Here is a 21215-nt window from a genome sequence, read left to right on the forward strand (position 1 = left end):
GGCTTTTTTTATGCCATTGGAACATTGCGGAGTAATTTTCTATGACATAAAAAAACTGCCATAGCTTTAGACTACGACAGTTTTCATATTTAATGTTTGCGTCAAGCATCCTGCCTGATCCGGCCGGACTCTCAGAAATTATTCTCCCAGCTTCTTACCTGTAAGCATTTCATAGCTCTGGAGATATTTCTCAATGGTCTTGTCCACGATCTCCTGTGGAAGAGTCCAGTTATTATCCGGGTTGGCTTTCAGCCAGTCACGGGCAAACTGTTTGTCAAAGGATGGCTGGCCATGTCCTGGTTCATAGCCTTCTGCAGGCCAGAAACGGGAGCTGTCCGGTGTGAGCATCTCATCGCCGATCACCATGTTTCCATCTTCATCCAGACCAAACTCAAATTTCGTATCTGCGATGATGATTCCTTTGCTTAATGCGTATTCTGCACATTTCTTATAAAGTGCAATTGTATTATCCCGAAGTTTTGCAGCTAATTCCTCTCCTCTGCCAGGGAAGTATTTCTCAAGGTGAGCGATGCTCTGCTCATAGGAGATGTTCTCGTCATGATCACCAATCTCAGCCTTTGTAGACGGAGTATAGATCGGCTCAGGAAGTTTGTCAGATTCTTTCAGGCCTTCCGGTAATGTGATGCCGCAGACTTTACCAGTCTCTTTGTAGCTTGCCCAGCCGCTTCCTGTAATGTAACCACGTACAATACATTCGATCGGCAGCATCTGTAACTTGCGGCACATCATACTGTTTCCATCAAATTTCTCCTGCTGGAAGAATTCAGGCATATCTTTTACATCTACAGAAATCATGTGGTTCGGCAGAATGTCCTGTGTCATGTCAAACCAGAATTTGGACATCTGAGTCAGTACAGTTCCTTTCTTTGTTACCTGATTGTTCAAGATAACATCAAAGCAGCTGATGCGGTCTGTTGCTACCATGATCAGGCTGTCTCCGTTGTCATAAATCTCACGTACTTTACCTTCTTTGATTGGTTTCATTTCCTGCATTTTTTCGCACCTCAATATTCTTATGTACTTTGTTAAAACTTCCTGATCTGTGTCTGTACAGACGTAGATCGGAATATTTTTCCGGTATCTGCCGGAATTACTGTATTACCGTACCACCATCCCTGTCAGGTTGTCAATACACTGAATTTTATTTAGCTTTGCTGATAAAATGTAAGCAATTAATCTTCTTTTGCCCATCCATAAGAATATTTTACCGCTTTGTTCCAGCCTTTGACCTTCTCATGTCTGGCTTCTTCTGTGATGGATGGGTAAAATTTCTGGTCAATAGACCAGTTCTGGCGTACTTCTTCTTTGCTGCTCCAGTATCCTACTGCCAGTCCTGCCAGATAGGCAGCACCCATGGCTGTTGTCTCTACACAGCATGGACGGTTGACCGGTGCATTGATAATATCTGCCTGGGTCTGCATCAGGAAATTGTTTGCGCTGGCACCGCCGTCCACTTTTAATGCTGCAAGATTGATTCCGGAATCTGCTTTCATGGCATTTAAGACATCATTTACCTGGTAGGCAATAGATTCCAGGGTTGCACGAATAATGTGGTATTTGTTTACACCACGGGTGATTCCTACGATCGTGCCTCTTGCATACTGATCCCAGTGAGGTGCTCCCAGTCCTGTAAAAGCAGGAACTACATAACATCCATGTGTATCAGATACTTTATTAGCCATGTATTCTGAATCCTCAGAGGAATCAATGACTTTCAGTTCATCTCTCAGCCACTGGATCGCCGCACCGGCAACAAAGATAGAACCTTCCAGCGCATAGGTTACTTTCCCATCAAGTCCCCATGCGATCGTAGTGACCAGGCCATTCTTTGAAAATACAGGCTTGTCTCCGGTGTTCATCAGCAGAAAACAGCCGGTACCATAGGTATTCTTTGCCTCCCCTGCGCCAAAGCAGGTCTGTCCAAATAATGCAGCCTGCTGGTCTCCTGCTGCACCTGCAATAGGAATTGCTCCGCCAAAGACAGCCGGATCGGATTTTCCATAGACGCAGCTGGATGGCATTGGTTTCGGAAGCATGGATTTCGGTATGCCCAGTTCATCAAGGATTTCCTGATCCCACCGCAGAGTATTAATGTTAAACAGCATGGTCCTGGAAGCGTTGGAATAATCTGTGACATGAACCTTTCCTTTGGTTAATTTCCAGATCAGCCAGGTTTCTACGGTTCCGAACAGAAGCTGGCCGTTCTCTGCTTTTTCTCTGGTACCTTCTACGTGATCCAGGATCCATTTGATCTTAGTTGCAGAGAAATAGGCGTCGATCACAAGACCTGTTTTCTCACGGAATTTCTCAGTGAGGCCTTTGGCTTTCAGCGAATCGCAGTATTCGGAAGTTCTGCGGCACTGCCAGACAATGGCATGATAAACAGGTTCTCCTGTATTCTTGTCCCATACGATAGCAGTTTCACGCTGGTTGGTGATCCCGATGGCTGCAATCTGGGAAGCATCCGCTCCGATCTTGGTCATTGACTCTACTGCTACCCCCAGCATACTTGCCCATATTTCATCTGCATCGTGTTCTACCCAGCCTGGTTTCGGGAAATACTGGGTAAATTCCCTCTGCGCCACACTGCAGCGTTTTCCTTTTTCATTGAATAAAATGCATCGGTTGCTGGTTGTTCCCGCATCCAGTGCCATGATATATTTTCCCATAAAAAGCCCCTCCTTAGTTATACTGTCTCATATTTTTTATTAGTTTAACCATACCACAAACATCCACAGGTTGCTATTCTTTTTTGTTCATGTTATGATTCATTCATATTATAACAGAAAGATGAAATACTACCTTGAAGAAAAAAGAACTTATTTTTATAGGCGGGATCCTTGTTCTTGCGCTTGTGTTGTGGGGCGGGATGACTTTCATGAACAGGGGCAGCCATGGATCTGTCCGTATTACTGTGGACGGAGAAGAATATGGAACCTATTCTCTGGCCAAAGATCAGATCATCCAGATCAATGATACAAATATCTGTGAGATTAAGGATGGAAAAGCACGCATGATCTCGGCCACCTGCCCGGATCACCTTTGTATGAAACAGAAAGCAATCGATGAAAACGGGGGAACTATTGTCTGCCTGCCGAATAAAGTTGTTATTGAAGGAGAAAAAGCAGCAGATTCTGATGATTCTTCTCCTTCTATTGATGCCGTAACCTGAAAAAGAAGGTCTGTACAGGACCTTCTTTTTGGGTATCGGAGCATATTTTATATGATGATGCAGACCAGTCCCCCTTTGCTGTCATTTACGATCTTCTGCATGGTATCCTGCAGTTTCACCTGGCTTTCTTCACTGATGGCTGCGATTTTGGTGCGGATACCGTCTTCTACCAGCTGTTCGATGGATTTTCCGAAAATATTGGTTTCCCAGATGCTTTCCCCTCTCTGGCTGCTCTCATCAATATATTCAATCAGATCTTTTGCCTGTTGTTCCGTTCCTACGATGGGAGCAATTTCAGTTTCTATATTTGTTTTGATCATATGGATAGACGGACTTTTGGAACGGATCTTTACTCCGAATTTATTTCCCTGCCGGATCACTTCCGGGGAGGCAATCTCGATCTCTTTGAGTTCCGGTACAACTACGCCGTATCCGGTTCCCCGGACAGCTTCCAGGGCTGCCTGTACTTTTACATATTCTTCTTTCATCTGCACCAGTTCCCGCATGGTATGTATCAGTGCATATTCACTGTCCATGGCAACTCCGCTTAATTCACTGAGCATTTTGTAATAATATTCATCTTTTATCCGGACACGGATACGGACAGTTCCATCAGAAAGCCCCCGGTCTTCTAAAACGATATCCTGCACATAGGGATTATCCATCTGCATATTCTGTGCTGTAATATCCCGGATCTGTCTGGCTGTTTTCATTTTTTCTCTGATTCCTGAAATCAGCTGCTGTTTTATCTCATGATCCATGGGCAGCATCTCCACCCATTTGGGAATAAAGAACTGGATCTGTCCTACAGGAAATTCATAGAGGACCTTTTCCAGAATCCGTGTGATGTCTTCTTTTCTCAGCTGATCACAGTTTACAGTGAGCGCCGTTACCTGGAATTTCTCCTGGATCTCGGCGGCTGTATTCAGAGCTTCTTCCCTGTAGGGCATCTGGGAATTGACAAGCACCAGAAACGGTTTTTGCTGATTTTTCAACTCCTGTATGGTCTTTTCTTCTGCTTCCCTGAAATTCTCTCTGGGCAGTTCTCCGAAGCTTCCATCTGTAGTGATCACAAGACCGATGGTGGAATGTTCCCGGATCACTTTCTGTGTTCCTATTTTTGCAGCTTCCGGAAATGGCACTGCCTTTTCTGACCAGGGGGTTTTTACCAACCGTTCTTTTCCGTCTTCCAGATTCCCGGCTGCATCTTTTACCAGAAATCCGACACAATCGATCAGACGGACATTCACTTTCTGTTCGCCATCTAATGTGATCCCCACAGCTTCTTTTGGAATAAATTTAGGTTCTACTGTTGTGATCAGTTTCCCGGAACCACTCAATGGAAGCTGGTCTCTGATTTCATCCTGCTGTTTCTCCGACATTTGTGCGAGAGCTGTAAGCTCCATAAACCTTCGTATAAACGTGGATTTTCCTGTCCTTACCGGTCCTACCACACCTATGTATATATCCCCGCCTGTGCGGGCCTGGATATCATGGTATACCTGAAAATTTTCCATATAACAGCCCCCTTGCATATTTACATACAATCTACATGTATTGTTATAAAATATGCAGGGGAATATCAGAATATTCGATCACGGTAAAATTTTTCGGAGTCCGTCTGGTAATCCTTCCGGAGGAATTTGATAACATAAAAACAGGCCTTATAATGTAAATATACACCATAAGACCTGTTCACTATTTATCGTTTGAACATATTTTAACTGTTAATATAACAGATATTTTTAATAAGACTCGTTGTGAAGCAGATGATGCTCTTTGCCTTTCAGAAGTCCGTTGTAGAGTTCCAGAACTAATGGGTTCTCATCGGATTTCTTGATGATGGTCGTATTATCTGCATTGTACAGTCCCTTAGCTCTGAGAGCTTTGGTTCTGTCACCGGATCTTGTAGGCTGTCCGCCACCCATGATACATCCACGGCGGCATGCCATAACCTCGATCAGATGGTATTTTTTCTCACCATTCTTTACCTGCTCCATAACGGTTCTTGCATTTGCAAGACCACTGGTAACACAGATCTTAAGATCGATTCCCTCATAAGGAACTGTGAATTCTTTGATTCCCTCTTCTCCACGAACACCACACTCTGCGATTTCATGCATGGTTTCTTTGCTGTGATCCGGAGTCAGACGGCGGAGAACTGCCTCTGTAACACCACCGGTAACACCAAAAATAACACCACCGCCGGAGCCGAATCCAAATGGCATATCACATGCTTCCGGATCAAGAGTTGCGAAGTCAAGGCCAAAGTTATCAATCATACGAAGCAGCTCTGTCGTTGTGATAACAATATCTGTATCCTGTTCGCCATCTGTGAAGCTGTTCGGACGGACTGCTTCTGCTTTCTTGGCTGTACATGGCATAATAGAAACCATAACTGTCTTCTTACCGCCCGCATGTTCCGGATCACGGAAGTACTCTTTGATAACTGCAGAGAGCATTCCCTGTGGAGAACGGCAGGTAGAAAGATTCGGGATGTAATCTTTGTACTGGTCTGTGATAAATTTCACCCATGCAGGACAGCAGGATGTAAGGAGAGGAAGTTTCTCACCCTTCTTAATTCTGTCAAGGAACTCCGCACTCTCTTCCATAATGGTAAGATCGGCACTGAAAGAGGTATCGTAAACTTCATCAAATCCCATTCTGTGAAGTGCATTGACGATCTTGCCCATAACGCTTTTACCTTTGGTAAGTCCATAATGGTCACCTACTGCAACACGTACTGCCGGAGCAACCTGTGCAACAACACGGATATTCGGGTCTGCAAGTGCTTCCCATGCCTCATCCATATGAGTCTTGATGGAAATCGCACCTGTCGGGCAGTATACACGGCACTGACCACAGTTTACGCACTCTGTCTCTGCGATCTTCTTGTTAAATGCCGGCATTACCATGGCTTCTGTTCCACGGAATGCAAAGCCTAATGCACCGATTCCCTGAAGTTCCTCGCAGGCACGTACACAGTCACCGCAGAGGATACATTTATTCGGATCACGTACCAGAGACGGGGAACTTGTATCCAGTTCATGAAGTTCTCTGGTATTCTCGAAACGGATATTCTGAACTCCAAGACGGTGTGCCAGTTCCTGTAAGATACATTCGCCGCTCTTTACACAGGTTGTACAGTCACGGCAGTGTGCTGCCAGAAGCAGCTCAACGATCAGTTTTCTGTATTTCTTGATGCGTCCGGAGTTGGTATAGATCACCATTCCGTCTCTTGGTTCTTCGGAACAGGAAGCAAACGTCTTGCCTCTGTCGTCCTCTACTGTACATAAACGGCAGGCACCAAAAGTAGATACCTCTGAGTGGTAGCACAGTGTCGGAATATTGATCCCTGCCTTACGGATGACAGACAGGACATTTTTTTCATCGGTAAATTCTACCTTTCTACCGTCAATTATCATATGGCCCATAGTGTATCCTCCCTTCTATGCTTCCACGTATACAGCATCAAAATTACAGTTGTCTTTGCAGGCACCGCATTTGATACAGATATCGTTGTTAATGTGATGTGGATGTTTAATCTTACCTGAGATCGCACCTGCCGGGCAGTTCTTCGCGCATTTGCCACAGCCAATACAGAACTCAGGGTTAATGTGGAACTGACGAAGTGCTGTACATACTTTCGCACGGCATTTCTTATCACGGATATGTTCCTCATATTCATCACGGAAGCGTTTGAGAGTACTGATTACAGGAAGAGGTGCACTCTTTCCAAGTCCGCACAGAGCCATGTTCTGAACCATGTTTGCAAGTTCTTCCAGTTCATCCAGGTCGGACATCTCGCCCTTTCCTGCTACAATTCTCTCCAGGATCTCAAGCATACGCTTGGTACCTTCACGACACGGAACACATTTACCACAGCTCTCACGCTGAGTAAAGTTCATGAAGAATCTGGCAACTTCTACCATACAGGTATTCTCGTCCATAACTACCAGACCGCCGGATCCCATGATCGCATCTAACTTCTTAACAGAATCAAAGTCAAGAGGTGCATCTAACTGGTCAAGGATCAGACATCCGCCGGACGGACCACCGATCTGAACACCCTTAAATGCAGCACCACTCTTTAAGCCGCCGCCGATATCATAGATAATGTGACGGAGCGTGGTTCCCATAGGTACTTCAATCAGACCTGTATTCTCAATAGAACCAGTCAGTGAGAATGTCTTTGTTCCAGGGCTTCCCTCTGTACCGATGGTACGGAACCAGTCAGCTCCTTCAAGAATGATTTTCGGTACATTGGCATAAGTTTCTACGTTATTAAGAACTGTAGGTTTACCCCACAGACCTTTCTCTACAGTACGAGGTGGTTTTACACGAGGCATACCTCTGTTTCCTTCAATAGATGCGGTAAGAGCAGAACCTTCACCACATACGAAAGCACCGGCACCTCTGTTGATATGTAAATGGAAGTTTACGCCGGAATTTAAAATATTATCACCTAACAGGCCGTATTTTTCCGCCTGTTCAATCGCCATTCTCAGTCTCTTTACAGAAAGAGGATATTCAGCACGAACATAAATATAACCGTCTTCTGCGCCTACTGCGTAAGCTGCAATGGTCATACCTTCGATCATCTTATATGGATCACCTTCCATTACGGAACCATCCATAAATGCACCAGGGTCACCCTCATCACCGTTACATACTACATAACGGATCTTCTCTGCCTGACGTGCAACCTGAGACCATTTCTTTCCTGCTGGGAAACCAGCACCGCCACGACCACGAAGACCAGACTTGCTTACTTCATCAATTACTTCCTGAGGTGTCATTCCTCCCACTACTTTTGCAAGGGCCTGATAGCCACCTACTGCGATATATTCATCAATGGACTCTGCGTCAATCTTACCACAGTTTTCCAGAACGATACGTGTCTGCTGATTCAGGAACGGAATGTCATCCGGATGTGGACAGACAGTGTCATGATCCTTATAGAACAGTCTCTCTACCGGTTTACCTTCCAGAATAGTTTTCTCTACGATTTCCTTGCAGTCTTCCGGCTGTACATGTACATACTGATAATCGTACGGTTCGATTCTCATCAGAGGTCCAAGTTCGCACAAGCCCTGGCATCCTGTTTTGACTACGCCTACATGAGGCACGTCTTTCTGCATCTCAACGGTTACGCCGTCAATTCTCTCACAGAGTGTTGCCATCTCATCATAAATCTTCTGGGCACCGGATGCGATACATCCTGTCCCTGAACAGACAAGAACGCGACAGGTGTAGGATTTGATCTGTTCATTTACCTCTGCCTGTTTGTTTAACAGGTCGTCCCTGCTCTTAATACTCATACGCACTCACCTCTCAATTCGTTCAAAAGTTCAACTGCTTTCTCAGGTGTCATTTTAGGATGTACTTCATCATTTACAGTCAGTGTCGGTGCAAGTCCGCATGCACCAAGACAGGATACGGTCTCTACTGTAAAAAGCATATCATCTGTGGTATGTTTCTTATGACTTAATCCCAGTTCTTTCATTAACGCCTCTTTTACAGGCATGGATTTTCTTACATGGCAGGCTGTACCATCACAGACTTTAATGACATATTTTCCTTTCGGCTCAAAGGAAAAGTTCTCATAGAATGTGGCTACGCTGTAGGCTTTCGCCTCTTTTACTCCGATTTCTTTTGCCACATAAGTGAGCAGTTCACCCGGCAGATAGCGGTATTCAGCCTGAATATCCTGCATGATCGGGATCAGTGATGCCGCTTTTCGTCCGTAGTGTTCGATAATCTCATCCGTTTTTTTGTAATAAGACTGGTCTAACATTCGGTTCCCTCCTTAAAATTAGTTTTTTACCTCTCCGCATTTTTGTTTTAGTCACTTTTTACATATGTGCTGTCTGTATTATACATTATGCATGCATTTTCCACAACACCATATTTGCATTTTTCTGAATTTATTTGATATTTTTTACATATAATTCATTTTTACATTGAATTACATGTAAAAAATGCGCAATTTCTTTAACAAGTGTGTTAAATAAAAAACATGACATTTTCTTCCTTTTTTGATATATTTTTATCGTTAAAAGAGCGCGGAAATAAATTTATAGGAGATAACAAAAGAATATGAGAACTCTTGATACCCCAGTAAAACAGATTCGCCGAAAGATCTTCACCGAAGTGGCAAAACTTGGTTTTGAATCTACCGATGATACTCTGATCCATGATATTGAATCTATCCCGTATAATATCGTACAGGAACGGGCCCAGTACCGTGAGAGTATCTACCGTGAACGTGCAGTTGCCAGTGAGCGTGTAAGACTGGCCATGGGTCTTTCTCTTCGTCCAGAGAATAAAGCAGTTCATCTGACTGATGGAGTGGAAGCTTCCAATATTGATGAGAAATATTATGAACCGCCGCTTATGCAGGTTATCCCATCTGCCTGTTCTGCCTGTCCTCCTAATATGTATGAGGTAAGCAATATGTGCAGAGGATGTGTGGCTCATCCATGTATGCAGGCTTGTCCAAAGGGTGCAATCTCTATGGTAAACGGCAAATCTCATATTGATCAGACAAAATGCGTGAAATGCGGAAAATGCAAATCTGTCTGTCCATATGATGCTATTTCTCATAAAGAACGTCCGTGTGAACGAGCTTGTGGTGTAAAGGCAATTGGAAGTGATGAACTTGGCCGTGCACAGATTGATAATAAGAAATGTGTTTCCTGCGGTATGTGCATGGTAAGCTGTCCGTTTGGAGCTATTTCTGACAAGTCCCAGATTTTCCAGCTGGCTCATGCACTTCGTGAAGGAACTGAGATCATTGCAGAGATCGCACCTGCCTATATCAGCCAGTTTGGAGATGCGGTAACTCCGGGCAAATTCCATGCAGCACTGTCAGCACTTGGATTTACCAAAGTATATGAGGTTGCACTTGGTGCTGATATCGGTGCCATCAGCGAAGCTCATCATTATGCAAAGGAGGTTGCTACAGGTAATCTTCCATTTCTTCTCACTTCCTGCTGTCCTTCCTGGTCCATGCTTGCAAAGAAGCAGTTCCCGACCATGATCGATAATATCTCCCAGGAGCTGACTCCTATGGTCGCTACTGCAAGAAGTATTAAGAAAGAACATCCGAATGCACATGTTGTATTTATCGGACCATGTGCAGCCAAGAAACTGGAAGCTATGCGTAATTCTGTACGAAGTGATGTTGATTTTGTCATCACTTTTGAGGAATTATGGGGACTGTTTGATGCGAAAGGAATTGATCCGGCTGCTATGGAACCGTCATCCAGTCTGCATGATGCTACTGCTGCAGGCCGTGGATATGCAGTTGCAGGCGGTGTTGCAGGTGCTATCGAAGCATGCTTAAAGGAATATTATCCGGATATACCGGTACATATCGAACATGCGGAGAGTCTGGCAGAATGTAAGAAGATGCTGACTCTGGCAAAGGTTGGTAAGTTAAACGGATGTATGATCGAAGGTATGGCATGTCCCGGTGGATGTATGGGAGGTGCCGGAACCAATGCACCGTATGCAAAAGCTGCCAAAGCATTAAAGAGTTATCTGGCTTCTTCTACGGAGAAGCTTCCATCAAAAGAGCTGGAAGAAATTGAACTGAACTAAAAATATTGTCACAATAAAAAAATGTCCCAGAGTCATATTCTGATATGCTCCTGGGACATTTTTTATCTCGGTGTAAAATCCTGCAGACAGGATCCGTTTTTATATTTAATTATGTTCATGTTCTTCATGGAATCTTTTATACTTCTCAACAAACATCAACAAGAAACTGACTGTAAGGAATCCACAGGAAACCCAGATCATTCGGATTCCGAAATGAATGGATAAGTTTCCACCGATACCTGCACCTACTGCAAACATGAAGATGATTCCAAAATAATACATCGCCTGTTCCAGCTGTTTCGGCTTCTTTTCACGGAAATATCCTGATATGGCTGCGGTACCGCTGCGTAGATTTCCGATACACATGGTGCTTGCATAGGAATAGCCGTTTACTTTACGGAAAGACTGTACCTGCATTGCACAGGCAAAAGAGGCCATGGCATTTGCCAGCATATTGTATTCTGTCGGTATGAAGCCTACTGCAAACAGTATCAGGATCTCTGCAAGAAGGATACTCTGCCTCCAGTGCAGTTTCCTTGCATATTTAAAATTCGCCTGGACTTTTTCTGCGACCCATACACCAAATGCAAAGAAGACTATAGGAAAGAAATAGCTCAGTCCTGCCATCAGCTCCCCTGCCATGAAATGCTGGCTCATAAGCACAACGTTTCCTGTCTGGGCATTACAGAATACTTCATTTCTTGCATTATAGGTATAGGCGTCCTGAAAACCTCCTGACAGTGCCAGGAATGCACTGTTTAAGAAAGCTTCCGACATCTGTATCTCGTGTTGATTATGATCTTTCATGATTTCCCCGTTCAAGTTTATTTGCAGTTATTACCTGTAGGGATAACTGCATTTATTTTTTTACCGTCTATTTATGTTATACGTTTATAGGTCAAATGTAAAAGATATAATTCATATTATGGTCTATATGATTTTTATATATTGGATACAATATATATAATCCAATATTCACCAGAACAGATGGATATGATGCAGACAAAGACTGCTGCTTTCTGATCCGGTTTATTTTCACTATATAAAGCAACTTCCATACACTGTATATCACTACAGCATATGGAAGTTATTTTTTATATATCAGCTAATTTATTTATCTCCATGTTCTTTGAGATATTCAGCTTTTCCTTCTTCATAAAGGTTATTACCTTCACTGTCAATGATAACTACAAGCGGCATATCCTCTACATATAATTTACGAAGTGCTTCTGCTCCCAGATCTTCGTATGCGATGAGTTCAGCTTTCTTGATACATTTTGCAAGAAGTGCGCCTGCACCGCCGATTGCTCCGAAGTATACACCGTCATATTTCTTCATGGCTTCTACTACTTCCGGAAGACGGGCACCTTTACCGATCATTCCTCTTGCTCCAACTGACATCATCGTCGGTGCATAAGCATCCATACGTCCGCTGGTTGTAGGGCCTGCGGAACCGATAACTTTGCCTGGTTTTGCAGGAGTAGGTCCTACATAGTAAATCGTTGCATCTGTTGGATCAAACGGAATTTTCTCACCTTTTGCAAGGGCTTCGCACATTCTCTTATGTCCTGCATCACGGGATGTATAGATTGTACCTGTTAATAATACCTGATCACCTGCATGGAGAGTTCTTGCCAGCTCTCTAGTAAGTGGAAGTGTAATTTTCTTTCTTTCCATCTCAAATCACCTCCGTTTTATGACGGGTTACATGACAGTTGATATTGACTGCACATGGCATACCTGCAATATGAGTCGGCATTGTTTCGATATTCAGGCCGATAGCTGTTGTCTTTCCGCCAAATCCCTGCGGTCCGATTCCAAGTTTGTTTACTTTCTCAAGCATTTCTTTCTCAAGGTCTGCATAAAATGGATCCGGATTCTGGGAATCCAGTGGTCTCATCAATGCTTTCTTTGCAAGAAGCGCACATTTATCAAATGTACCGCCGATACCAACGCCAACTACCATTGGAGGGCATGGGTTAGGACCTGCTGTCTCTACTACTTCAAGGATAAAGTCCTTGATTCCCTGCAATCCTGCGGATGGTTTGAACATACGGATCTGACTCATGTTCTCACTTCCGAAACCTTTCGGTCCTACTGTGATCTTAACTTTATCGCCAGGAACGATTTCTGTGTAAATCATAGCCGGTGTATTGTCCCCTGTGTTTCCACGACGTACCGGGTCTTTTACTACAGATTTTCTTAAATATCCTTTGTCGTATCCGCGGCGTACACCTTCATTGATCGCATCGGTGAGATCTCCGCCAACAAAATGTACATCCTGTCCTATTTCAAGGAATACACATGCCATTCCTGTATCCTGGCAGATCGGCACGTTCTCGTTATCTGCAATATCAAAATTCTCAATAATATTGTCAAGGATACCCTTGGCAATCTCTCCGTCTTCGCATGCGCGGCATGTTTTGATCGCACATTTTACGTCTTCCGGAAGATGTTCATTTGCTTCGATACAGAGTTTTTCGATGACATCTGTAAGTCTGCTTACTTCTACTTCACGCATTCTGGTAAGCTCCCTTCTTTCATTTGGGGATATTCACCGGGAGGTGACATATCCCTTTTGCATTATATCAAAGGCTCCCAGTACCGGTAATCCCTTATCGATACCGGGAGCTCTTTTTTACATTCTGAGTATCTTATTAGCGCTGTTCGTGACGAGCGTATTTTGGAAGCAGTAATGGAGATACCTTATCAGTATGTACGCCTGCTTTATCCAGTTCTTCTGCATATTTGTAGATATGGTCGAGGTTCATTTCACCAAGCTCTACGTTCTTGCATTTTGCAGCTGCTTTTTTACCGGCATTTCTTCCGAATACGATAACATCCAGAAGAGAGTTACCCATCAGTCGGTTTCTTCCGTGGATTCCACCTGCTGCTTCTCCTGCAACTAAAAGGTTCGGGATTTCTTTTGTAAATCCATCTCCGTCGATCTCAAGACCACCATTCTGGTAATGAAGTGTCGGATAAATAACGATCGGAACTTTTCTCATATCAATGCCATAGTTCATGTACATACGGAACATAGCCGGGATTCTCTTTTCGATGGTTCCTTCACCACCGAGGATCTCGATCATCGGAGTGTCAAGCCATACACCTTTCAGTCCGCCAGGAACTTCTACGCCGCGGCCTTCTTCGCATTCACGGATAACACCGGAAGCATTTACGTCACGGGTTTCAAGGGGATGAATATAAGCTTCTCCGTTTGCATTTACAAGCTGTGCACCAACGGAACGAACTTTCTCAGTTACCAGAGCACCCATGATCTGTGATGGATAGATTGCTCCTGTTGGATGGTACTGGATAGAATCCTGATAAAGAAGGGAAGCACCAGCTCTATATCCAAGTACAAGTCCGTCTGCAGTTGCGCCATAATGGTTAGATGTCGGGAATCCCTGATAATGCATTCTTCCTGCACCACCTGTTGCGATTACAACAGTTTTGGCTCTTGCAACAGAATAATCTCCTGTTTCCATGTTAAGAAGAACTGCACCTGCAACCTGTCCTTTTTCATCTTTCAAAAGTTCAACAGCTGAAGTAAATTCAACTACCGGAATCTTAAGATTCAGAACTTCATCTCTGATGGTACGCATGATTTCTGATCCGGAATAATCCTTTGCAGCATGCATTCTCTTTCTGGAAGTTCCACCGCCGTGTGTTGTGATCATTGTTCCGTCTTCTGCCTTATCAAACTCAACGCCAAGGTCGTTCAACCATTTGATCGCATCCGGAGCTTCCATTACAAGTCTTTTTACCAGTTCCGGTTTTGCAGCAAAATGTCCGCCGCCGAAGCAATCCAGATAATGCTGTACAGGAGAATCGTTCTCTTTGTCAGCTGCCTGGATACCACCTTCAGCCATCATTGTATTGGCATCACCGATACGAAGCTTTGTAACGATCATAACGTCAGCACCTGCATTATGTGCTTCGATTGCACAGGAAGAACCTGCACCGCCGCCGCCGATTACAAGTACATCTACATCATAATCAATTTTTGTAAGGTCAACTTTTTCGTTGATCAGACGGCTTGTTGAATGAAGCATTTCTGCCAGTTCCAAAGGAGCTTTCTGTCCTTTGTTCGGTCCTACTTTGATTTCTGCAAACGCGTCTGGATTATAATCCGGATGGAATTTCTCAAGAAGAGCGTCTTTCTCTTCAGCTGTCAGACGTCTTGGCTCTGTTGCCATACGCTGTGCTCTTGTAGCCTCTACCTTTTTGATGGATTCCATCATATTTTCTGGATATGGTGCATACATGTTTTACGCCCTCCCTATTTCTCAATTTCTCTGTTGTTGTAAAGTTCCTGCATGTCTGTGATTGGTTTCTGCATGATCTGCTCGATCAGATCATCATATTTACCTTCGTGGATTTCTTCTACACGTTTCTCCAGATGTTCGCTCTTAGGCGCGATATATTTACCTGTGAGACGTCTTGCCAGAAGACCTACCATCGGATGGGAAATACCGGCCGGACATCTTACAGAACAGCATCCGCAGCTTACGCAGTCGAAGGATTCCTCTGCACATTTTTCAAGTTCGCCTCTCTGTGCATATGCGATGTACTGCATTACATTTAAGTCCTGAGTACATGCTTTTGTACAGGCATTACATCCGATACAGCTGTAGATTTCCGGATAGAGTTCCATCATTACCTGCTGATTCGGTTTCAGGTCTTCGATGTTGTAGAGTCTCTTATCTGTAGGGAAGAACGGGATGCTTGCTACATACATTCCTTCCTGTACCTGTGTCTGACAGGCAAGACATGTTTTCAGCTCGTTTTCACCTTTGATTCTGTAGATTGTTGCGCAGGCTCCGCAGAATCCGTGTCTGCAGCCGCATCCTCTCTTTAATGTATAACCGGCATATTCCATGGCAGTCATAATTGTAAGTTCTGCAGGTACGCTGTATTTCTTACCGAAAAAATATACGTTTACCATATTCTTTTCCATTTGAGATTACCAGTCCTTTCTATATATATCATCTGTCGTCAGCAGCACATACAAGCTCGAATCCGCTACGCTACTTCTCGCTTGAGGGCGTTCGCCCTACAGAATGTTCTGTGAAAGAATGCTTATATGCAAGCATGACGCATTCCTTCACATCACTTTCTGCACTGCTCATTGCTTATCAATATTCTGCAGGTAATTCATCAATCTCGTCGCATCTGAATACCGGACCGTCTTTGCAGACGTATTTGGAACCGATATTGCAACGGCCGCATTTACCGATACCGCATTTCATACGAAGCTCCAGAGTTGTGTAAACCTGTTCTCTGGAGAAGCCCAGTTCTTCCAGTCCTGCAAGAACGAACTTGATCATGATGGGCGGTCCGCAGACAAGTGCTGTTTTGTTTGTATCGAATCCAATCTCTTTCAGATAAGAAGGAACGAATCCAACGTGTCCGTCCCAGCCTTCCTGTTCACGGTCGATTGTCAGATAAACATTAACTCCCTCTGCTTTCATCCAGACTTCCTGGATTTCTTTTAACTGTACCAGGTCATCTGCGGAACGGGAACCATAGAGGATATCTACTGTTCCGTAATCTGCACGGTTATCCAGTACATAGTTGATAACAGAACGAAGAGGTGCAAGTCCGATACCACCTGCGATAAACAGAAGGTTTTTACCTTTTAATTTATCTTCTACAGGGAAATGATTTCCGTATGGTCCACGAACTGTGATCTCATCTCCAACCTGAAGGCTGTGGAGATAATCGGTCAGTGCACCGCACTTCTTGATACTGAATTCCTGATATTCTTTATTTGTAGGTGAAGAAGTAATGGAAAACATACCTTCACTTACACCTGGTGCGCAGACCATTGCACACTGGCCAGGCATATGTTCAAAAAGTTTTCCTCCTTCAGGAGCGTTTACACGGAATGTTTTAACATCCGGTGTCTCCTGACGGATATCTGTGATCACACCAACCTTCGGGATCAGTGTGTCTAATGTGTAGTTTTTATGGCAGGTACATTCGCTCATTATTTTTCACCTCCCTGATTTTCAAAAGCTTTGATGACTTTTACGATATTTAAGGATGATGGGCATTTCTCAACGCAGCGGCCGCATCCTACACATGAGAACATTCCATTGTTGTTTACCGGATAGTAAACAAGTTTATGCATGAATCTCTGACGGAAACGCTGCATCTGGCTGTTACGGTTATTTCCGTGTGCCATCATTGTAAAGTCAGAGTACATACAGGAATCCCAGCAGCGGTAACGCTGTACGCCGTGTCCTGTGTCATAATCTTTGATATCATAGCACTGGCAGGTAGGGCATACAAATGTACAGGTACCACATGCCAGACATGGTTTATAAAGTTCTTCCCATACAGGAGAATTGAAACGATCCATGTAATCTTCCTGTCCCCATCCTTCCAGAGAAAGATTAGAGTACGGAAGCTTCTCTACGATTGCGCGAATCACAGCTTTCTCTTCTTCTACTTTTGCTTCGTCAGCATCGTTGAGAAGTTCTGCAACTGCTTTTGTAAGGGCTTCCCCTTTCTCTGTAAGAGGTTTCCAGTAAAGCTCTCCCTCGATCATCCATGTTGCAACATCTGCAACAGGGTCTGCGCAGTCAATACCGAATACTTTACAGAAACAGCTTTCTTCCGGCTCATGGCATGCAAGTGCTACAATCGTACCATGATCTCTTCTGGCTGCATAGAAAGTATCGATCGGATCACTTAAGAACACGTTATCCAGTACTTTTACACCCTGGATATCGCAGGCTTTCATTCCGAACACAACAAAGTTCTTTTCCTGTAATGCCTGTGGCTCAATGGAGATATTCTTCTCCTCTTTCTTACAGGTGTAGAGGTTTTCGCTCTGTGGAAAAAAAGCATCTTTTGGTGATTTTACAGTTTTTAAAGTATCAAGACAAACTTCTGCATCTTCGCTCCATGCTTTGAAGTTTACCTGATCACTGACTTTGACCGGTAAATATAAATCCTGATCTGCGGCAATCTTCTGGAATAATGCCTGCAGATTCTCTGCTGCTATCTTATACATACATTATCCCCTTTCTGCCACGATACTCGGCTCAACATCTTCAAATGTAAAGTTTGTAAGAGGTCCCTTGGATGTTGAATCCTCTCCTGCCTGATATTCACCATAGAATGTATCAATATCTTTGATAAATTTACGATTGAACAGATGAAGCGGAATTCCCTGAGGACATACTCTGCTGCATTCGCCGCAGTCTGTACATCTTCCTGCCACATGGAATGCACGGATGATATGGAACATCTTCTCTTCGAAAGAGTCCACGTTTGCTTTCTGCGCACTGTCAAACTTATTGCTGTCGAATACACATTTACGGCAGCTGCATGCAGGACAGACATTACGGCAGGCATTGCAGCGGATACATTTGCTTAACTGGCTCTGGAAGAATGCAAATTTTTCTTCCGGGCTCATTGCTTCGATCTTCTCTACTTCTGCAAAACGATCTGCATCTTTTGTGTCTTTGGACTCACCGATAAGTTCATCATAAATCTTATGTTCTTTTCCTTTACATACGTGACATCTTTCAAGCATTGCATCTTTGTATGCACAGGTCTTCTCACCATAGATTGTCTGAATAGTCAGTGTTTCTGCCTCATCTGTGATCTCTGCACCGGAAATGCTTTCGATACCTTTGATTCCCTGTTTGCGGATTCTCTCGATATCCAGTTTTCCTTTACATCCAACACCAATGATATAAGCTTTCTCACGGTCTACACGATGCTCTTTGATCAGCTGATTAAAGCTGTATGTATCACATGGTTTTAAACAAACCAGTGTCTTGCCTTCCAGTTTGGAAGCTTCGATCATATATTTGCTTAAGTTTGCACCGCAGAATCCGTTATATACAAAATCTTTCAGAGATTCTTCTGTTTCAAAGTAAGCCGGTTCCGGATTGTAAGGCAGATCTCCGGCTTTCCATCCCAGAACTCTTGCAACTGTACCGTCAGCAAGCAGTTCTTTTGCACGATTTATCAGCTCCTGCATCTTAAATCCTCCAATCTTACGTTCTTACCGAGTGAATGGATCTTCTCTACAAACTCATTCATAGTCTGGGAGAATTTCACACCTTCAGCAGCGGAAACCCATTCTACTCGTGTTCTTCCGTTTTCCACACCGATGTAGTCGAGCATGGAGAAAAGAAGTGTCATACGTCTTCTTGCATAGTAGTTACCTGTGCTGTAATGACAGTCTCCAGGATGACATCCACACATGATCACACCGTCAGCACCTTTCTCAAAAGCACGGAGGATGAACATTGGATTGACACGGCAGGAACATGGAACACGGATAATCTTTACGTCAGCCGGGTAAGAAAGACGGCTGCTTCCTGCAAGGTCTGCACCTGCGTAACTACACCAGTTACAGCAGAATGCTACAATCTTAGGTCTGAATTCTTCGTTTGTTTCTATCGACATATTGCATCTACCTCCGCGATAATCTGTCTGTTGGAAAAGCCTTGCAGATCCATAGCACCAGATGGGCAGGCTACTGTACAAGCGCCGCATCCCTGGCAAAGTGCTGTATTTACAACGGCTACTCTTCTTGTTTCACGGATACCGTGGTCATTTACCTGTTTATCCTCATAGGAAATTGCTCCATATGGGCAGACATTTGCACATGTAGAACATCCGTTACATAACAGTTCATCGGATTTTGCTGTACATGGGTTGGTTGTCAGTTTATCTTTGGCAAGAAGGCCGATTGCCTTAACTGCTGCTGCGCCAGCCTGTGCAACTGTCTCCGGAATATCTTTCGGTCCCTGGCATACACCGGAAAGGAAGATACCTGCTGTAGGAGATTCTACAGGACGGAGTTTTGCATGGGCTTCTGTGAGGAAGTTGTTTGTATCAATACTTGCTGTAAGCATAGTAGCGATTTTACGAACATCCGGGTTCGGTTCAATGGCTGTTGCAAGAACGACCATATCTGCTTTCTTAAGGATTTGTTTGTTGTCGATCAGGTCAGATCCCTGTACAAGAAGGCTTCCGTCCGGCTGTGGAATAACTTTTCCTACCTGGCCTTTGATGTAGTTTACGCCGTACTGTTCTACGGCTCTTCTGTAGAACTCATCGAAGTTTTTACCTGGAGTACGGACATCAATATAGAATACGGTTACATTTGTATCCGGATATTTATCACGGATCAGCATTGCATGTTTTGCTGTGTACATACAGCAGATCTTGGAGCAATATGGTTTTCCTCTGTCGTCGGAGCAACGGCTTCCAACACACTGGATGAATACCAGTTCCTTCGGAGCTTTTCCATCGGAAAGACGCTCTAAGTGTCCTTTTGTAGGACCTGCTGCGTTCATGATACGTTCCAGTTCCAGGGATGTGATAACATCTTTACTCTGGCTGTACGCATATTCATCATATTTGTCAAGTTTGATGGTATCAAAACCTGTAGCAACTACGATTGCACCGTATTTCTGTGTTACGATCTCATCCTGCTGATCGTAATCAATGGCTCCTGCCTGACATACTTTGGAGCAGACACCACATTTTCCTGTTTTAAATTTCAGACAGTTCTCACGGTCGATAACCGGAACATTCGGGATTGCCTGTGCAAATGGAGTGTAAATAGCAGTTCTGTTATTTAATCCTCTGTTAAATTCGTTCGGAATCTTCTTGGACGGACATTTTTCCTGGCAGACACCGCAGCCTGTACATTTGTCCATATTTACACTTCTTGCTTTCTTTCTGATATCAACGGTGAAATCACCTACGAAACCGCTGACATGTTCTACTTCACTGTATGTATAAATATTGATCTTCTCATGTGCTGCTGCCTCTACCATCTTAGGTGTGAGGATACATGCAGAACAGTCAAGTGTCGGGAATGTTTTATCAAGCTGTGACATTCTTCCACCGATACTTGGAGTCTTCTCTACGATATCTACTTCATATCCTGCATCTGCGATATCCAGGGCTGTCTGGATTCCGGCAATACCGCCGCCGATGATCAGGGCTCTCTTTGTAACACGGCTCTCTCCTGGCTGAAGAGGTGTGTTTAAGTTTACTTTTGCGATTGCTGCCCTGGCAAGGATCACGGCCTTCTTTGTAGCCTCTTCCATATCCTTGTGGATCCAGGAACAATGCTCACGGATATTTGCAATCTCCACCATGTATGGATTCAGGCCAGCTCTTTCAGCTGCTTTTCTGAATGTTGCCTCATGCATACGTGGAGAGCATGAACAGACAACAACGCCTGTCAGGTTTTTCTCTTTAATGGCTTCCTGAATTTTAGCCTGGCCTGCTTCTGAGCACATGTACTGGTAGTCTTCTGCATGAACGACACCCGGCTCTTTGGCAGCTAATTCAACAACTTTTTTTACATCTACCGTAGCGGCGATATTACTTCCGCAATGACAGACAAATACACCAATTCTCTGCACGC

At 44.0% G+C, this 21215-nt stretch carries 18 protein-coding genes; 2 read left to right on the forward strand and 16 right to left on the reverse strand.

The genetic code is table 11. The features are described 5' to 3' along the window. Positions 1–138 precede the first annotated feature (138 nt). Together R8695_RS09605 and glpK are read right to left on the reverse strand one after the other, a co-directional pair. A complete protein-coding gene (locus R8695_RS09605; protein WP_182437442.1) occupies positions 139–1014 on the reverse strand; it encodes a phosphoribosylaminoimidazolesuccinocarboxamide synthase in 876 nt (291 codons plus the stop codon). Positions 1015–1193: 179 nt separating this feature from the next. Continuing rightward, on the reverse strand, positions 1194–2690 hold the full coding sequence (glpK, locus tag R8695_RS09610) for a glycerol kinase GlpK (protein ID WP_154780294.1): 1497 nt from the start codon (positions 2688–2690) through the stop codon (positions 1194–1196). Between the two features lie 134 nt (positions 2691–2824). Here glpK and R8695_RS09615 point away from each other — a divergent pair, with 134 nt between their 5' ends. Next, positions 2825–3193, forward strand: coding sequence for a NusG domain II-containing protein (locus R8695_RS09615; protein ID WP_154780293.1), 369 nt, complete (start codon positions 2825–2827; stop codon positions 3191–3193). A gap of 47 nt (positions 3194–3240) precedes the next feature. On the opposite strand, the gene spoIVA is transcribed toward R8695_RS09615, so the two are convergent. The 4 genes from spoIVA to R8695_RS09635 form a co-directional block, all read right to left on the reverse strand. After that, positions 3241–4710 (reverse strand): stage IV sporulation protein A, encoded by a 1470-nt coding sequence (gene spoIVA / locus R8695_RS09620; protein ID WP_154780292.1) that lies wholly within the window; start codon positions 4708–4710, stop codon positions 3241–3243. Positions 4711–4938: 228 nt separating this feature from the next. Continuing rightward, the gene (locus tag R8695_RS09625; RefSeq protein WP_154780291.1) at positions 4939–6627 is read right to left on the reverse strand and encodes a [FeFe] hydrogenase, group A; all 1689 of its coding nucleotides are present in this window, start codon (positions 6625–6627) and stop codon (positions 4939–4941) included. Positions 6628–6642: 15 nt separating this feature from the next. Beyond that, positions 6643–8514, reverse strand: coding sequence for an NADH-quinone oxidoreductase subunit NuoF (locus R8695_RS09630; protein WP_118511365.1), 1872 nt, complete (start codon positions 8512–8514; stop codon positions 6643–6645). After that, entirely contained in the window at positions 8511–8990 is a 480-nt protein-coding gene (locus R8695_RS09635; RefSeq protein ID WP_118511367.1) for a complex I 24 kDa subunit family protein, read from the reverse strand. The genes R8695_RS09630 and R8695_RS09635 overlap by 4 nt, the downstream gene beginning before the upstream one ends. A gap of 302 nt (positions 8991–9292) precedes the next feature. Between R8695_RS09635 and R8695_RS09640 the strand changes: the two genes are divergently transcribed. Further along, the gene (locus R8695_RS09640) at positions 9293–10798 is read left to right on the forward strand and encodes a 4Fe-4S dicluster domain-containing protein (RefSeq protein WP_118511369.1); all 1506 of its coding nucleotides are present in this window, start codon (positions 9293–9295) and stop codon (positions 10796–10798) included. Positions 10799–10903: 105 nt separating this feature from the next. Here the strand turns inward: R8695_RS09640 and R8695_RS09645 are convergent, their stop codons facing one another. The 10 genes from R8695_RS09645 to R8695_RS09690 all read right to left on the reverse strand — a co-directional run bounded on the left by R8695_RS09645 (position 10904) and on the right by R8695_RS09690 (position 21213). Then, positions 10904–11605 carry a YoaK family protein gene (locus tag R8695_RS09645; RefSeq protein WP_243139515.1) on the reverse strand — a complete coding sequence of 234 codons (702 nt, stop codon included), beginning with the start codon at positions 11603–11605 and terminating at the stop codon, positions 10904–10906. A gap of 303 nt (positions 11606–11908) precedes the next feature. Next, a complete protein-coding gene (locus R8695_RS09650) occupies positions 11909–12475 on the reverse strand; it encodes a Fe-S-containing hydro-lyase (RefSeq protein ID WP_118511373.1) in 567 nt (188 codons plus the stop codon). Between the two features lies 1 nt (position 12476). After that, positions 12477–13319: a fumarate hydratase gene (locus tag R8695_RS09655; protein WP_118511375.1), complete on the reverse strand. Its 843-nt coding sequence runs from the start codon at positions 13317–13319 to the stop codon at positions 12477–12479. A 136-nt stretch (positions 13320–13455) separates the two neighbouring features. Beyond that, a complete protein-coding gene (locus R8695_RS09660) occupies positions 13456–15069 on the reverse strand; it encodes an FAD-dependent oxidoreductase (RefSeq protein ID WP_154780290.1) in 1614 nt (537 codons plus the stop codon). A 14-nt stretch (positions 15070–15083) separates the two neighbouring features. Further along, a complete protein-coding gene (locus R8695_RS09665; protein WP_008703029.1) occupies positions 15084–15761 on the reverse strand; it encodes a 2Fe-2S iron-sulfur cluster-binding protein in 678 nt (225 codons plus the stop codon). A 178-nt stretch (positions 15762–15939) separates the two neighbouring features. Continuing rightward, positions 15940–16794, reverse strand: a complete 855-nt coding sequence (locus R8695_RS09670) for an FAD/NAD(P)-binding protein (RefSeq protein WP_022380684.1) — start codon at positions 16792–16794, stop codon at positions 15940–15942. Further along, positions 16794–17825 (reverse strand): 4Fe-4S dicluster domain-containing protein, encoded by a 1032-nt coding sequence (locus R8695_RS09675; RefSeq protein WP_055058019.1) that lies wholly within the window; start codon positions 17823–17825, stop codon positions 16794–16796. Before R8695_RS09675 ends, R8695_RS09670 begins: the two co-directional genes overlap by 1 nt. A 3-nt stretch (positions 17826–17828) precedes the next feature. Further along, positions 17829–18803 carry a 4Fe-4S dicluster domain-containing protein gene (locus tag R8695_RS09680; protein WP_022380682.1) on the reverse strand — a complete coding sequence of 325 codons (975 nt, stop codon included), beginning with the start codon at positions 18801–18803 and terminating at the stop codon, positions 17829–17831. Continuing rightward, a complete protein-coding gene (locus tag R8695_RS09685; RefSeq protein WP_008703025.1) occupies positions 18791–19234 on the reverse strand; it encodes a hydrogenase iron-sulfur subunit in 444 nt (147 codons plus the stop codon). Before R8695_RS09685 ends, R8695_RS09680 begins: the two co-directional genes overlap by 13 nt. Beyond that, positions 19225–21213 (reverse strand): CoB--CoM heterodisulfide reductase iron-sulfur subunit A family protein, encoded by a 1989-nt coding sequence (locus R8695_RS09690; protein ID WP_022380681.1) that lies wholly within the window; start codon positions 21211–21213, stop codon positions 19225–19227. The genes R8695_RS09685 and R8695_RS09690 overlap by 10 nt, the downstream gene beginning before the upstream one ends. Positions 21214–21215 lie beyond the last annotated feature (2 nt).

Source organism: Blautia luti (assembly GCF_033096465.1).
GTDB lineage: Bacteria > Bacillota > Clostridia > Lachnospirales > Lachnospiraceae > Blautia_A > Blautia_A luti.

Excerpts from the sequence above, each read along its gene's own strand:
- R8695_RS09635 (WP_118511367.1), bottom strand. The coding sequence starts at position 8,990 with ATGTTAGACCAGTCTTATTACAAAAAAACGGATGAGATTATCGAACAC.
- R8695_RS09660 (WP_154780290.1), bottom strand. The coding sequence starts at position 15,069 with ATGTATGCACCATATCCAGAAAATATGATGGAATCCATCAAAAAGGTA.
- R8695_RS09685 (WP_008703025.1), bottom strand. The coding sequence starts at position 19,234 with ATGTCGATAGAAACAAACGAAGAATTCAGACCTAAGATTGTAGCATTC.
- R8695_RS09680 (WP_022380682.1), bottom strand. The coding sequence starts at position 18,803 with ATGCAGGAGCTGATAAATCGTGCAAAAGAACTGCTTGCTGACGGTACA.
- R8695_RS09650 (WP_118511373.1), bottom strand. The coding sequence starts at position 12,475 with ATGGAAAGAAAGAAAATTACACTTCCACTTACTAGAGAGCTGGCAAGA.
- glpK (WP_154780294.1), bottom strand. The coding sequence starts at position 2,690 with ATGGGAAAATATATCATGGCACTGGATGCGGGAACAACCAGCAACCGA.
- R8695_RS09675 (WP_055058019.1), bottom strand. The coding sequence starts at position 17,825 with ATGTATAAGATAGCAGCAGAGAATCTGCAGGCATTATTCCAGAAGATT.
- R8695_RS09665 (WP_008703029.1), bottom strand. The coding sequence starts at position 15,761 with ATGGAAAAGAATATGGTAAACGTATATTTTTTCGGTAAGAAATACAGC.
- spoIVA (WP_154780292.1), bottom strand. The coding sequence starts at position 4,710 with ATGGAAAATTTTCAGGTATACCATGATATCCAGGCCCGCACAGGCGGG.
- R8695_RS09630 (WP_118511365.1), bottom strand. The coding sequence starts at position 8,514 with ATGAGTATTAAGAGCAGGGACGACCTGTTAAACAAACAGGCAGAGGTA.
- R8695_RS09645 (WP_243139515.1), bottom strand. The coding sequence starts at position 11,605 with ATGAAAGATCATAATCAACACGAGATACAGATGTCGGAAGCTTTCTTA.
- R8695_RS09605 (WP_182437442.1), bottom strand. The coding sequence starts at position 1,014 with ATGCAGGAAATGAAACCAATCAAAGAAGGTAAAGTACGTGAGATTTAT.
- R8695_RS09655 (WP_118511375.1), bottom strand. The coding sequence starts at position 13,319 with ATGCGTGAAGTAGAAGTAAGCAGACTTACAGATGTCATCGAAAAACTC.
- R8695_RS09670 (WP_022380684.1), bottom strand. The coding sequence starts at position 16,794 with ATGAGCGAATGTACCTGCCATAAAAACTACACATTAGACACACTGATC.
- R8695_RS09625 (WP_154780291.1), bottom strand. The coding sequence starts at position 6,627 with ATGGGCCATATGATAATTGACGGTAGAAAGGTAGAATTTACCGATGAA.
- R8695_RS09640 (WP_118511369.1), top strand. The coding sequence starts at position 9,293 with ATGAGAACTCTTGATACCCCAGTAAAACAGATTCGCCGAAAGATCTTC.